Below are 12,709 nucleotides of genomic sequence, written 5' to 3' on the forward strand. Positions count from 1 at the left end.
CACGGGGCCCAGCCGGGAGATGACGGATGGCGAAGGCCCCCGCCGCCAAGACTGAGTCAAAAGCGCCGAAAAACATTCCAAACGCGCCCCAGGCCTCGAAGGAGGACCTGCTTCGCTACTATCGCGAGATGGTGCTGATCCGCCGCTTCGAGGAGCGGGCCGGCCAGCTGTACGGCATGGGCCTGATCGGGGGCTTCTGCCACCTGTACATCGGGCAGGAAGCCGTGGCCGTCGGCGTTCAGGAGAGCGTCAAACAGGGTCACGACAAGATCATCACCGGCTACCGTGACCACGGCCACATGCTGGCCGCCGGCATGGATCCCAAAGAGGTCATGGCCGAGCTGACGGGGCGCATCGGCGGCTCGTCCAAGGGCAAGGGCGGCTCGATGCACATGTTCGACGTGCCGACCGGCTTCTACGGCGGTCACGGCATCGTCGGCGCCCAAGTGGCGCTGGGCACGGGGCTCGCCTTCGCCGGCAAGTACCGCGGCGATGATTCGGTCAGCTTCATCTATTTCGGCGACGGCGCGGCCAACCAGGGGCAGGTCTACGAAAGCTTCAACATGGCCCAGCTGTGGAAGCTGCCGGCCATCTACATCATCGAAAACAACCAGTACGCCATGGGCACCTCGATCGAGCGCGCCTCGGCGACGACCGAGCTGTACCAGCGGGGCGCCAGCTTCGGCATCCCGGGCGAGCAGGTCGACGGCATGGACGTGCTGGCGGTCAAGGACGCCGTGGCCCGCGCCGTGAAGCGCGCCCGCGAAGGCGGCGGCCCCTTCATCCTCGAGGTGAAGACCTACCGCTACCGCGGCCACTCGATGTCCGACCCGGCCAAGTACCGGACCAAGGAGGAGGTCGACGAGGTCAAGAAGACCCGCGACCCGATCGATCACGTGAAGATACTGCTCGAACAGGCCAAGGCCACCGAGGACGAGCTCAAGGCCATCGACAACGAGATCAAGGCGATCGTCGCCGAAGCTGTTCAGTTCGCTCAAGAGAGCCCGGAGCCCGATCCGTCCGAGCTCTATACCGACGTCTACGTGGAGGCCTGATCCGTGACCGACATTCTGATGCCGGCGCTGTCTCCCACGATGGAAGAAGGCACGCTGACCAAGTGGCACATCAAGCAGGGCGACGTCGTGTCAGCCGGGCAGGTGATCGCCGAGATCGAAACCGACAAGGCCACGATGGAAGTCGAGGCCGTGGACGAGGGTGAAGTGCTGGAAATTCTCGTGCCGGAAGGCTCTGAGAACGTGAAGGTCAATACGCCGATCGCCCGTCTGGCGGGCGAGGACGGCGCGGCCGCCCCGGCCCCGAAAGCTGACGCTCCGAAGGCGGAAGCGGCTCCGGCTGTGTCGGATGCGTCGGGCGAGCCCGAAAAGAAGGATGTCACCGCCGCCGGCCCGAAGGTCGAGCTGCGCGATCCGGAAATCCCGGCTGACGCCAAACTGGTCAAGACCACCATCCGCGACGCCTTGCGCGACGCCATGGCAGAAGAGATGCGCCGCGACGAGAGCGTGTTCCTGATGGGCGAGGAAGTCGCCCAGTATCAGGGCGCCTACAAGGTCAGCCGCGAATTGCTGCAGGAGTTCGGCGAGCGCCGCGTGATCGACACCCCGATCACCGAGTATGGCTTCGCCGGCGTTGGCGTGGGTGCGGCGATGAGCGGCCTCAAGCCGATCGTCGAGTTCATGACCTTCAACTTCGCCATGCAGGCGATTGACCACATCATCAACTCGGCAGCCAAGACGCTCTACATGTCGGGCGGCCAGATCCGCGCGCCCATCGTGTTCCGCGGCCCGAACGGCGCCGCCAGCCGCGTGGGCGCCCAGCACAGCCAGGACTATTCTGCCTGGTATGCGCAGGTCCCGGGCCTGAAGGTCATCGCGCCCTATGACGCGGCTGACGCCAAGGGTCTGCTGAAAGCCGCCATCCGCGATCCCAACCCTGTCGTCTTCCTTGAGCACGAGATGATGTACGGGCTGGAGTTCGACGTCCCCGAGATCGAGGACTGGGTCGTGCCGATCGGCAAGGCCAAGGTCCGCCGCGAAGGCAAGGACGTCACCATCACCGCCCACAGCCGCATGGTCGGCTTCGCCCTGCAGGCCGCCGAGAAGCTGGCGGAGGAGGGCATTGAGGCTGAGGTCATCGATCTGCGTACCCTGCGTCCGCTGGATCACGAGACCATCATCGAGAGCGTGAAGAAGACCAACCGTCTGGTCTCGGCCGAAGAGGGCTGGGGTCCGATGGGCGTCGGCGCCGAGGTTGTGGCCCGGGTCATCGAACACGCCTTCGACTATCTGGACGCTCCGCCGCTGCGGGTGCACCAGGAAGACGTGCCGCTGCCTTACGCCGCCAATCTGGAAGCCCTGTCCCTGCCGGGCGTGGACAAGATCGTGGATGCCGTCCGGAAGGTGACCTATGTCGGTTGACTCCAAGGCGCTGCCGATCCCCGAACCGGCGGTCCAGCACGGGAACATCGATGAGGTGGCCGAACTGATCCGCGTCTGGTGGGTTGGCGACCGTCCGCAGTCGGTGATCCGGCCCGCGGCGCGCGATCCCAAGCTGACCGGCGCCATCCTGGCCGAGCTCGCCTACAACTTCGCCCGGGCGTACGAGGCCAACGTCGGCCTCGACCGCGAGGCGGCGTTCAAGGACATTCTCGCAGGCTGGGAAGAAGCCCACCGCGGCGCCGCCGAAGCTCTGGAGGAAGGCAAAGCATGACCGACATCCTGATGCCGGCCCTGTCTCCGACCATGGAGGAGGGCGTCCTCGCCAAATGGCACGTCAAGGCCGGCGACATCGTCAAGGCCGGCGACGTCATCGCCGAGATCGAAACCGACAAGGCGACGATGGAGGTTGAGGCCGTCGACGAGGGCGAGATCACCGACATTCTCGTGGCCGAAGGCACCGAAGGCGTGAAGGTCAATACGCCGATCGCCCGCCTGAAGGACGAAGGCGGCGCGGCCGCTCCCGCTCCGAAATCAGAAGCTCCCAAGGCGGCCCCGGCCAACGCGGGATCGGCTCAGGCTGGGCCCGCTAAGGCTGACGCAGCGCCGGCGAAGACTGAAGCGCCCAAGGCCGCTCCGGCCGCCAAAGCTGACGGCGAGCGTGTCTTCGCCTCGCCGCTGGCGCGTCGCATCGCCGCGCAGAATGGCGTCGACCTGAAATCGGTCAAGGGCACCGGCCCGCACGGCCGCGTCGTCAAGCGTGACGTCGAGGGCGTGAAGGGTGGCGCAGCAGCCGCATCGACCGCTCCGGCCGCCGCCCGTGGCGAGAGCCGCCCTGTGCAGTCGCTGGCCCAGATGGGCATCCCGGACGGCAGCTACGACCTGATCCCGCTGGATGGCATGCGCAAGGCGATCGCGCGTCGCCTGACCGACAGCTTCCGCGATGTGCCGCACTTCCCGCTGACCATCGATTGCGAGATCGACGGCCTGCTGGCGGCGCGCGCCAAGGTAAACGCCCTGCTCGAGAAGGACGGCGTGAAGGTCTCGGTCAACGACTTCGTGCTCAAGGCTTCGGCCATGGCGCTGAAAGTCGTACCGGAAGCCAACGCCAGCTATTCGCCCGAAGGCATCGCCATGCACCACAACGCCGATGTGGCGATGGCGGTGGCGATCGATGGCGGCCTGATCACCCCGATCATCCGTAAGGCCGAGACCAAGTCCCTGTCGCAGATCGCGACGGAGTCCAAGGACCTCGCCAAGCGCGCCCGCGACCGCAAGCTGAAGCCGGAAGAGTTCCAGGGCGGCACCTTCTCGGTGTCTAACCTCGGCATGTTCGGCATCAAGCACTTCGCCTCGATCATCAACGAGCCGCAGGGCGCGATCATGAGCGTGGGGGCAGGGGAGCAGCGCCCTGTCGTCAAGAACGGCCAGCTGGCCGTGGCGACCGTGATGACCATCACCCTGACCTGCGATCACCGCGTCGTCGATGGCGCGGTCGGTGCGAAATTCCTTCAGGTCTTCAAGGCGATGATCGAAGATCCTGTGACGATGCTGGCGTAAGGAAGACAAGACGTGGCTGAGTTCGACCTCATCGTCATCGGTTCCGGCCCCGGCGGCTACGTCGCCGCCATCCGCGCCTCGCAGCTCGGCCAGAAGGTCGCGATCGTGGAGCGCGAGAGTCTGGGCGGCATCTGCCTGAACTGGGGCTGTATCCCCACCAAGGCGTTGCTCAAGTCCGGTGAGAAGTTCGAAAGCCTGTCCCACTTGAAGGAGTACGGTCTGTCCGCGTCGGGCGCGACCTTCGACTTCGACGCCATCATCCAGCGTTCGCGCGGCGTCGCGGCCACGATGAACAAGGGCGTGGCCTTCCTGATGAAGAAGAACAAGATCGAGGTCATCGAAGGCTCGGCCAAACTCGAGAAGGGCGCCGCGGCTCCGAAGGTCGTCGTCGCCCTGAAGGCCGGTGGATCGCGAACGGTCGAGGCCAAGGCGGTCATGCTCGCGGTCGGCGCGCGGGCGAGGGCGCTTCCGCAGATCGGTCTGGAGGCCGACGGGAACAAGATCTGGGCCTATCGTGAGGCTCTCGCTCCCAAGACGCTGCCCAAGTCCTTCGTGGTGATCGGCTCGGGCGCCATCGGTCTGGAATTCGCGAGCTTCTACCGTGCCTTGGGATCGGAAGTTACGGTCGTGGAAGCGGTAGAGCGGATCATGCCCGTCGAGGACGAGGAAGTCTCCAAGACCGCCCAGAAGGCCTTTGAGAAGCGCGGCATCAAGTTCCGCGTCGGCGCCAAGGTGACCAAAGTCTCCAAGACCGCATCGGGCGTGAAGGTCGACGTCGAAATCGGCGGCAAGGCCGAGGCGCTGGAGGCCGAGGTCTGCATCTCGGCCGTCGGCATCACCGCCAATACCGACGGCATCGGGCTGGAACCTCTCGGCGTCGAACTGGACCGCGGTCACATCAAGACCGACAGCCATTGCCAGACCAATGTGAAGGGCCTGTACGCCATCGGCGACTGCGCCGGTGCGCCTTGGTTGGCGCACAAGGCCAGCCACGAGGGCATCCACGCCGCCGAGCATATCGCGGGCTGGAAGACGCCCAATGTCCATTCGCCCATCGCCGGCTGCACCTACACCCAGCCGCAGGTCGCCTCGGTCGGCGTGACCGAGCAGGCGGCGCGCGAGGCTAAGCGCGAGGTCAAGATCGGCCGGTTCCCGTTCCGGGTTAACGGCAAGGCCGTGGCCGCGGGCGAGATCGAGGGCTTCGTGAAGGTCATCTTCGACGCGAAGACCGGCGCGTTGATCGGCGCCCACATGATCGGCCACGAGGTCACCGAGATGATCCAGGGCTACGTCACGGCCATCACGATGGAAGCAACGGAAGAGGACATCCACGGCATCGTCTATCCGCACCCGACCATGTCGGAGGCCATGCATGAGGCCGCGCTCGACGCCTACGGACGCGTGATCCACATTTGACGGAGAAGGCGGCTTCAAGGCCGCCTTTTTCACCAGTGCGATTATCGCCTAAGATATATTATGCGAAAACGGGCATGGCCATAGGACGCCGTTGTCGGTATTTCAGCGACTTACGATGGCTTCTGGAGGCGTGCCGCGAGGCTTGACGTGTCCCACCGCGCGCCGCCCATTTGCTGAACCTCGCCGTAGAACCGATCCACCAGCGCTGTCAGCTCCAGCTGCGCTCCGTTGGACCTCGCTTCGTCCAGCACGAGACCGAGATCCTTGCGCATCCAGTCCACGGCGAAACCGAACTCGAACTGGCCGGCGGCGGCCGTCTTCCAGCGGTTGTCCATCTGCCAAGATTGCGCTGCGCCCTTGGACACGGCGTCATAAACTGCATCAGTGTCCAGTCCGGCCGATTGCGCGAAATGCACGGCCTCGGCCAAGCCTTGGACGACGCCGGCGATCGCGATCTGGTTGACCATTTTGGTCAGCTGGCCCGCGCCTGAAGGCCCCATGTGCTTGATCGCCTTCGAATAGCTGTCCAGCACGGGCCGGACCCGCTCCAGCGCTACCGCGTCGCCCCCGACCATGACGCTGAGCTGGCCGTTTTCGGCTCCGGCCTGTCCTCCGGATACGGGCGCGTCGAGGAAAACGACGCCCTGCCCTGCCGCCAGTTCGCTCATCTCCCGGGCGATCTTCGCCGACGTCGTGGTGTGATCGACGATGACCGAGCCGGCGCCCAGCCGCGACAGGGCCGCCGTGACGACCTGCCGGACATCGTCGTCATTGCCGACGCAGAGCACGAACAGCTCCGCGCCGTCCGCAGCGTCCTCCACCGTTTCAGCAAATCGTCCGCCGGTCGCTTCGGCCCAGGTTCGCGCCTTGTCCGGCGAGCGATTGAAGCCCGTGACCTCATGTCCCGCATCAACCAGATGACGCGCCATCGGCCCGCCCATCACGCCAAGGCCCGCGAAACCGATCTTCATGCCTCAGGCTCCGGCGCGGCGCCGTAGCGGCCGCGGTAATAGGTCAGGGCCGCGCCCGGCCGGGTCTCGAACGTCTGCACTGCGCCGACGATCGTCAGGTGATCGCCCATGACAATGCGGTCTGCGGTCGTGCAGTCCAGTCGCGTCAGGGCGTTCTTCAGGCGCGGAGGTTCGGTGTTGGAGCTGTCGAACTCTTCCATAGACAGCTGGCAGACGCCCCAAGCGAAGCGGTCCGAGAGCGCCTGATCCTCTACCGGCAACATATGCACCGCGAACCGGTCCGCCGCTGCGAACGCATCGTGTCGCCACGACTTCTGATCCAGACACCACAGAATCAGCGGCGGCCGCAGAGACACCGAGGTGAACGAGTTGACGGTGATCCCGAGCGGTCCCTCTGACGTATGGGCCGTCACCACGCAGACGCCGGTCGCGAAGCCTCCGAGGGCGCGCCGATAGGCCGAAGCGTCGAAGGTGTCTGATGTCGTCACGCTTTTGACCTAGGCGACGCATGGATTTCGGGCAAGCGGACCAGGACGGGAAACGTCGCCTTAACCATACGCCGTTCAACATCGGCGCAGTTTCTTCCCCGAGGCCGCCGCCCATGTCGCTGAGCGATCGTCCGATCCTCATCAAGAAGGTCAAGAAGGTCGCCGGTCACGGCCACCACGGCGGCGCGTGGAAAGTCGCCTATGCGGACTTCGTGACGGCCATGATGGCCTTCTTCCTGCTGATGTGGCTGATCAACACGACCGACCCGGAACAGAAGCGCGGCATCGCCGAGTATTTCGCACCCGCAAGCGTGTCGCAGACGACCTCCGGATCCGGCGGCATCCTTGGCGGCACCGCCCTGGGCGATGACGGCGCCAAGAGCGCGGGCTCCATGTCTGTGATGGAGCAACTGGCCCCCGAGGCCCCGCCTGACGCGCCCGCCGAAGCCGGCCAGAACCAGAATCTCGCCGCCGCCAGCGAAGAGGAACTGCGCGAGGAGATCGCCCGCCGGGAAGCCGCCGAGTTCGCCTCGGCCGCCGAATCCCTGCGTCAGGCGATGCAGTCGATGCCGGAACTTGCCGAGCTGTCGAAACAGCTGATCATCGACCAGACGCCCGAAGGCCTGCGCATCCAGCTGGTCGATCAGGAAGGCCGGTCGATGTTCAACACCAACTCGTCCACGCCCAATCCGCGCGCCACCCTCCTGCTGCGGGCTATCTCTCGGGTGATCAACCAGCTGCCGAACCGCATCTCGATCACCGGCCACACCTCGGCCCAGCCGGGCTCGAACCGGGCCACCGCGCCGGGCGACTGGAACCTGTCGTCCGCCCGCGCCAACGCCTCGCGACTGGTGCTGCAGGGGGCGGGGGTCGATGCGGACCGGGTCTATTCGGTCGCGGGCAAGGCCGGATCCGATCCCCTCTATCCGGACGACCCCACGCTGGCGGGTAACCGCCGTATCGCCATCGTGCTGCTGCGCGAGGCGCCGGTCCTGCCGACGGACACCAGCCTGTGACCGCGGCGCGCTCCGTGTTTCGGCCGGGGCGCGAAAGGACTTGCGGCCGATCGCGACGCAGCGCCACATATGGTTATGAGGCCGACGCCCCATTGCTGGCGAAATCAGGTGCGGACGTAAGGCCGTGACCCAGTTCGTCCCTCAGCGCCAGCTCCGCTTCTACATGACCTCGGTGGCGCCCTGCCCCTATCTGCCCGGCCAGACCGAGCGGAAGGTGTTCGCCACCCTGCCCTTCAGCGACGGCGCCCACGTCAATGACGAGCTCACCCAGGCCGGTTTCCGCCGCAGCCAGAACATCGCCTATCGCCCCGCCTGTGAAAGCTGCGACGCCTGTGTTTCGGTGCGCCTTCCCGTGCCGGAGTTCGTCTTCTCCCGCTCCCAGCGCCGCATCCTGAACCGAAACGCCGACCTGACCCGCGATCTGGTCGAGGCCGAGGCCACGACCGAACAGTTCGACCTGCTTCGCCGCTATCTGGCCCATCGCCATCCGGAAGGCGGCATGGCCGGCATGAGCTGGCTGGACTACGTCGCCATGGTCGAGGACACGGCCGTGCGCACGCATTTGATCGAGTACCGCATGCCCTCGGCCGACGGCGGACCCGGTGATCTGGTCGGCGTCTGCCTGACCGACCTGCTCACCGACGGTCTGTCGATGGTCTACAGCTTCTTCGACCCGTCGCTGGAGCCCCGCAGTCCCGGCCGGTTCGCCATCCTCGATCACATCCGTCAGGCCGCGGCGGTCAACCTGCCCTTTGTCTACCTCGGCTATTGGGTCCGCGGCTCGCGCAAGATGGACTACAAGGCCGATTTCCGGCCGATGGAGCAGCTGACCCGGCTGGGCTGGGAGCGTCTGGCCTGAGCTAGCCCGCGATCGGCACCGAAGATCCTGCTTGCGGAGTCCAGCCCGCCGGAGCCGGAACCCACGGTCCCGGGTCACGCCCGCCGCCATAGCGGACCAGGGCGTCGATACGCTTCTGTATGGTCGGGTGGCTGGCGAACAGGTTTTCCAGCCCGTTGCCGTCCGGCTGGTTGTCGAGGAACATCTGCTGCACCTCGTCCGGCGCATTGATGCCCGAGCGGCCCTCGATCTTGCGCAGGGCCGAGATCATGGCGTCGGGGTTCTTGGTCAGGTCGACGGCGCCGGCGTCGGCCACATATTCGCGGGTTCGCGACAGCATCATCCGGATCACGATGGCCAGCGAGAAGCCGATGACGGCGAAGGCCACGCCGATCAGGATCAGCGGCATCGCGTTCTTGTTGTCGCGCCGTCCGCCGCCTCGCACATAGAACAGCCCCCGGAACACCATCTCGGCGATCACGCTGACGATGCCGGCGAAGATCGAGGCGATGACCATGGTCCGCACATCCTTGGCCATGATGTGCGTCAGCTCGTGCGCCAGCACCGCCTCGAGTTCGGCCCTGTTCAGGGTGCGCATCAGGCCCCGCGTGACGGTTACACTATAGCGTCCCTCGTGCAGACCTGACGCGTAGGCGTTCAGGCTCTCGGTCTCGATGATGCGGAGTGTCGGCGTGCGCAGACCACGCGAGATGGCGAGGTTTTCCAGCAGGTTATAAAGCTCGGGTTCAGTCTTTCTCTCAACCTTTCGCGCGCCCGTCAGGACATCGATCATCGCTTGGCTGCCGAAGTATGAGATGGCGAACCAGATGGCGGCGATGACGAAGGCCGCCGGCACGGTCCAGCCCAGCCATGAGGCGGCGAGCGCCATGTCGGCGTCCAGCCCTTTGCCTGTTCCCGGCAGGAAGCCGAAGCCCATGAGGATCAGCTGCACGCCGTACAGCATGAGGATCATCAGCAGGGGAAAGGTGGCCAACAACACAACCGAACGCGTGTTGTTGGCCCAGATGTGGGTCTGAAGCCCGACAGCCATGGACCCGGCCTTAAGCCTGGAAGTTCACGGTCGGCGGCGCGGCGTTCATGGCGGCGCGGTCGCCTTCGCCCACGTCGAAGAAGGGCTTGTCCGAGCCGTAGCCCACCAGACCGGCGAACAGGACGGTCGGGAACTGGCGACGCACGGCGTTGAACTCGGCCACGGCGTTGTTGAAGAACCGGCGAGCAGCCGCCAGCTTGTTCTCGATGTCCGACAGTTCCGCCTGAAGCTGCTGGAAGTTGGCGTTGGCCTTGAGGTCCGGATAGGCCTCGGAAACCGCGAACAGGCGACCGAGCGCGCCGGTCAGCATGTTTTCGGCGGCGACCTTGTCATTGACGCTGGTGGCGCCCGCCGCGGCGGCGCGCGCCTGCGTCACAGCGGCGAGGGTGCCGGCTTCGTGAGTCGCATAACCCTTTACCGTCTCGACGAGGTTCGGGATCAGGTCCTGACGCTGCTTCAGCTGCACGTCGATGTCGGCGAACGACTGGTCCGCGCGCTGATCGAGGGCGACCAGCTTGTTGTAGGCGCCCACCACCACGAAGATGAGCACGACGACGATGACGCCGATGATGATCCAGGTGATCATTTCAGTCTCCAGCCCCGGCCGCGAAGCGGCCATGTCCCGCATTATGGGGCCGAGGCCCCCTGCCCCAAACTAAAATCGGCGTAACCGGCTCAGCGGAACTTGCGCAGGCCCCGCGGGCCCTGACGACCCGCCTGCGCGCGCTTGCCCAGCCAGTCCTTCCAGTCCGGCCAGTTGCGGCGACGCCCGCCGCCGTCGGCCCATTCCGGTCCGGCCTCGGCGCTGAACACCGACACATCCGCCAGACCGCCCTGCTTGAACGATTGCAGCTTCACCCCCTTGCCGCGGCCCATTTCTGGCAGTTCGGCAAGAGGGAAGATCAGCGCCTTGATGTTCTCGCCGATGGTCGCGACATGGTCGCCGGTCACGCGCAGGGCCGCCAGCATCTCACCGTTCAACACCTGCTTCCCGCCGCGCTTCTGGGCCAGCAGCTCGTCTTCCGGCGCGATGAAGCCGTAGCCGGCCTTCGACGCCACCAGCAGCTTGCCGCCCGGCTGGTGCGCCAGCAGGTTCACGATTTCGGCCTTTTCGTCGAGGTCGATCATCAGCCGCAGCGGCTCGCCATGCCCGCGCCCGGAGGCCAGCTTGTCGGCTCCGACGGTGAAGATGCGCCCGTCCGACGCGGCGACCAACAGCTTGTCGGTCGTGAAGCCGGGCACGAGGAAGGCGAGGCTATCGCCCTCCTTGAACTTCAGCTCTGAGGGATCCTCGACCTTGCCTTTCGCGGCCCGGATCCAGCCCCGCTCGGACAGGATCACGGTGATCGCCTCACGCGGAATGAAGGCCTCGACCGCGGTGAAGGCCGATGTGTCGACAGCCTCCGCGATCGTGGTCCGGCGTGGCGAGATCATCGCCTTGCGGACGTCGTCGAGACCCAGCTTCATCAGCTTGTTCTGTTTCGCGGGCGAGCCGATAAGTTCACGCAGGCCGGCCAGTTCCTCAGACAGCTCGTTGAATTCCTTCTCGATCGCCATTTCCTCGATCCGCGCAAGTTGGCGCAGTCGGGTGTCGAGTATGTAATCGGCCTGCATCTCGGTCAGGCCGAAACGGGCGATCAGGACAGCCTTGGGCTGCTCCTCCTCGCGGACGATCCGGATGACCTCGTCGAGGTTCAGGAAGACGATCCGCAGGCCTTCCAGCAGATGCAGTCGCTTCTCGACCCGCTCGATCCGCCAGTTGGCCCGCCGGATCAGAACCTCGCGCCGGTGATCGAGGAAGGCCTGCAGGCAGGCCTTCAGCCCCATGACCCGCGGCGTGCCGGTGGCGTCCAGCACGTTCATATTGACCGGGAAGCGGACCTCCAGATCGGAGAGCTTGAACAGGCTCTCCATCAGCAGTTCGGGCTCGACCGTGCGGGACTTGGGCTCGAGCACCAGCCGGATGTCCTCGGCCGACTCGTCGCGCACATCGCCCAGCAGCGGCGCCTTCTTGTTCTCGATCAGGTCGGCCAGCGCCTCGATCAGCTTCGACTTCTGCACCTGATACGGCATCTCGGTGACGACGATGCGCCAGACGCCGCGTCCCAGATCCTCGGTCTCCCACCGCGCCCGCAGGCGGACACCGCCACGGCCGGTCTCATAGGCGTCGAGGATCGAGGCATGCCCCTCGACCGCTACGCCGCCTGTCGGGAAGTCCGGCCCCGGCACGATGGTCGCAAGCTCTTCGGTCGTCGCGTCGGGCCGTTCCAGCAGAAGCTGGCAGGCGTCGATCAGTTCACCGACGTTGTGCGGCGGAATCGAGGTGGCCATGCCGACCGCGATGCCGGACGAGCCGTTGGCCAACAGGTTCGGGAAACCGGCCGGAAGGACGACCGGCTCCTCGTCCTGATCGTCATACGTGGGTCGGAAGTCGACGGCGTTCTGGTCGATGCCGTCCAGCAACAGCACGGCGGCCGGCGTCAGCTTGCACTCGGTGTAGCGCATGGCCGCGGCGTTATCGCCGTCGATGTTGCCGAAGTTGCCCTGCCCGTCGACCAGCGGATAGCGCTGGGCGAAGTCCTGCGCCAGACGCACCAGCGCGTCATAGATCGAGGCGTCGCCGTGCGGGTGATATCCGCCCATCACCTCGCCGACGACCTTGGCGCATTTGCGCGCCGCCGCCTGCGGGTTCAGCCGCATCTGGTGCATGGCGTACATGATCCGCCGGTGCACCGGCTTGAAGCCGTCGCGCACGTCGGGCAGCGCCCGGTTGGTGATCGTCGACAGCGCATAGGCGAGATAGCGGCGCGACAGCGCCTCGCCCATCGGTTCGTCGACGATGCGACCGCCTTCCGGCGGCGAGGTGTGAATGGTCATACGGCTTCGAATCGGAGGTTTGAGCCCCGAAGTCTAGCC

12 protein-coding genes are annotated in these 12,709 nt (G+C 65.8%); 7 read left to right on the forward strand and 5 right to left on the reverse strand.

Annotated elements, in window-relative coordinates; all coding sequences use genetic code 11:
- Window positions 1-26: 26 nt before the first annotated feature.
- Genes pdhA through lpdA form a run of 5 tightly spaced genes read left to right on the forward strand, consistent with a single transcriptional unit; the run spans window position 27 to window position 5,429 of the window.
- Window positions 27-1,055 (forward strand): pyruvate dehydrogenase (acetyl-transferring) E1 component subunit alpha, encoded by a 1,029-nt coding sequence (gene pdhA / locus ACIQC9_RS04915; protein ID WP_400612996.1) that lies wholly within the window; start codon window positions 27-29, stop codon window positions 1,053-1,055.
- A gap of 3 nt (window positions 1,056-1,058) precedes the next feature.
- Window positions 1,059-2,435 (forward strand): pyruvate dehydrogenase complex E1 component subunit beta, encoded by a 1,377-nt coding sequence (locus ACIQC9_RS04920; protein WP_400612998.1) that lies wholly within the window; start codon window positions 1,059-1,061, stop codon window positions 2,433-2,435.
- A complete protein-coding gene (locus tag ACIQC9_RS04925; protein WP_400612999.1) occupies window positions 2,425-2,727 on the forward strand; it encodes a DUF5076 domain-containing protein in 303 nt (100 codons plus the stop codon). Before ACIQC9_RS04920 ends, ACIQC9_RS04925 begins: the two co-directional genes overlap by 11 nt.
- Window positions 2,724-4,013, forward strand: a complete 1,290-nt coding sequence (locus ACIQC9_RS04930; protein ID WP_400613002.1) for a pyruvate dehydrogenase complex dihydrolipoamide acetyltransferase — start codon at window positions 2,724-2,726, stop codon at window positions 4,011-4,013. Before ACIQC9_RS04925 ends, ACIQC9_RS04930 begins: the two co-directional genes overlap by 4 nt.
- Window positions 4,014-4,025: 12 nt before the next feature.
- Window positions 4,026-5,429 (forward strand): dihydrolipoyl dehydrogenase, encoded by a 1,404-nt coding sequence (gene lpdA / locus ACIQC9_RS04935; RefSeq protein WP_400613005.1) that lies wholly within the window; start codon window positions 4,026-4,028, stop codon window positions 5,427-5,429.
- A gap of 110 nt (window positions 5,430-5,539) precedes the next feature.
- Here the strand turns inward: lpdA and ACIQC9_RS04940 are convergent, their stop codons facing one another.
- Both ACIQC9_RS04940 and ACIQC9_RS04945 read right to left on the reverse strand, forming a co-directional pair.
- Window positions 5,540-6,400 (reverse strand): NAD(P)-dependent oxidoreductase, encoded by an 861-nt coding sequence (locus ACIQC9_RS04940; protein ID WP_400613007.1) that lies wholly within the window; start codon window positions 6,398-6,400, stop codon window positions 5,540-5,542.
- Complete coding sequence (locus tag ACIQC9_RS04945; protein ID WP_400613009.1) at window positions 6,397-6,888, reverse strand: flavin reductase family protein; 492 nt, start codon at window positions 6,886-6,888, stop codon at window positions 6,397-6,399. Before ACIQC9_RS04945 ends, ACIQC9_RS04940 begins: the two co-directional genes overlap by 4 nt.
- Before the next feature lie 113 nt (window positions 6,889-7,001).
- Here ACIQC9_RS04945 and ACIQC9_RS04950 point away from each other — a divergent pair, with 113 nt between their 5' ends.
- Together ACIQC9_RS04950 and ACIQC9_RS04955 are read left to right on the forward strand one after the other, a co-directional pair.
- A complete protein-coding gene (locus ACIQC9_RS04950) occupies window positions 7,002-7,904 on the forward strand; it encodes a flagellar motor protein MotB (protein ID WP_400613011.1) in 903 nt (300 codons plus the stop codon).
- A gap of 124 nt (window positions 7,905-8,028) precedes the next feature.
- The gene (locus tag ACIQC9_RS04955) at window positions 8,029-8,763 is read left to right on the forward strand and encodes an arginyltransferase (RefSeq protein WP_400613013.1); all 735 of its coding nucleotides are present in this window, start codon (window positions 8,029-8,031) and stop codon (window positions 8,761-8,763) included.
- Between the two features lies 1 nt (window position 8,764).
- Here the strand turns inward: ACIQC9_RS04955 and ACIQC9_RS04960 are convergent, their stop codons facing one another.
- The 3 genes from ACIQC9_RS04960 to parC all read right to left on the reverse strand — a co-directional run bounded on the left by ACIQC9_RS04960 (window position 8,765) and on the right by parC (window position 12,670).
- Window positions 8,765-9,793 (reverse strand): M48 family metallopeptidase, encoded by a 1,029-nt coding sequence (locus ACIQC9_RS04960; protein WP_400613015.1) that lies wholly within the window; start codon window positions 9,791-9,793, stop codon window positions 8,765-8,767.
- 10 nt (window positions 9,794-9,803) lie between these two features.
- Complete coding sequence (locus ACIQC9_RS04965; protein ID WP_400613018.1) at window positions 9,804-10,379, reverse strand: LemA family protein; 576 nt, start codon at window positions 10,377-10,379, stop codon at window positions 9,804-9,806.
- An 89-nt stretch (window positions 10,380-10,468) separates the two neighbouring features.
- Window positions 10,469-12,670 carry a DNA topoisomerase IV subunit A gene (parC, locus tag ACIQC9_RS04970; RefSeq protein WP_400613020.1) on the reverse strand — a complete coding sequence of 734 codons (2,202 nt, stop codon included), beginning with the start codon at window positions 12,668-12,670 and terminating at the stop codon, window positions 10,469-10,471.
- Window positions 12,671-12,709 lie beyond the last annotated feature (39 nt).

Origin of the sequence: Brevundimonas sp. NPDC092305 (assembly GCF_044755415.1) — a bacterium.
Classification (GTDB): domain Bacteria; phylum Pseudomonadota; class Alphaproteobacteria; order Caulobacterales; family Caulobacteraceae; genus Brevundimonas.